Source organism: Vibrio sp. 704, from assembly GCF_033339295.1.
On record NZ_JAWOUH010000226.1, the window covers coordinates 1 to 873 of the forward strand.

An 873-nucleotide genomic window follows, 5' to 3' on the forward strand; every position below is an offset into this window, starting at 1 on the left:
CTAACTGACGACGAATGGGACGAGATGGCTCACCTATAATTGGCTGAATGACGATGGCTGAAGAGACTTTTTTATCTGTACCATTCCTCGCGGGTGGCGTTGCTTTTATTGTATTGGTGTTGGTTGTGTTGCAGCTGCGCATTCGTGCTAGTTTGCAAAAGCAAATGGACCAACAGCGAGCGCAGGCACGACACGCGGATAAAGAAGTGCAGAAGCTGAACAAACAGCTACTAGAGGTACGTTCGGTTGTAGTTGGCCTTGGCCAAAAAGTAACTGAGCAGCAAGATATCATCCAACATCTTAATGAGCGAATTCGCGAACTAGAACACGCTGATACTGATGGTCGCTTATACAGTAGAGCAACCAAAATGGTGCAGTTAGGGGCTGATATCAACGAGCTAATCGAAGAGTGTGAACTGCCAAAAGCAGAAGCAGAGTTGATGCTCTCTTTGCAGAAAAAACTGGCTGGAAAAGAGAAGATCCCGCCATTAAGCAGTCAACCTTCCGATGATTCGAATTACCCACCACGTGGGCGTCGACGATAAAGAGAATAAAAAGAAGCTTCGGCTTCTTTTTTTATATCTAAAATAAAAACTTATAGCCACTTATGGTTAATTTTATCAAAGTGTGACAGTAAGTTAACAAAAATACATGAACTTACATACATCCCTGCTTTCTTATCCTGTTTTGTCACAAGTAAGCTGTGTTAATATAGCCCTTCGTTCCTTATGAAGTTGAAGCCCTATGTTAGAAGTGTCTAACCTGACTGCGATCCGTGATGAAAGGGTCCTGTTTGAAAACCTGCAGTTTGAAATTAAGCCTGGTGAATTGGTCCAGATCGAAGGGCGTAATGGCACAGGTAAAACGACGCTA

At 43.3% G+C, this 873-nt stretch carries 2 protein-coding genes; both read left to right on the forward strand.

Features of this window, described 5'->3' with window-relative positions; all coding sequences use genetic code 11:
- The first annotated feature begins 53 nt into the window (after positions 1–53).
- Positions 54–545, forward strand: coding sequence for a DUF2802 domain-containing protein (locus R7R24_RS25605; protein ID WP_005479536.1), 492 nt, complete (start codon positions 54–56; stop codon positions 543–545).
- Between the two features lie 199 nt (positions 546–744).
- A partial coding sequence (locus R7R24_RS25610; protein WP_318119924.1) for an ATP-binding cassette domain-containing protein occupies positions 745–873 on the forward strand: 129 nt, incomplete at its 3' end.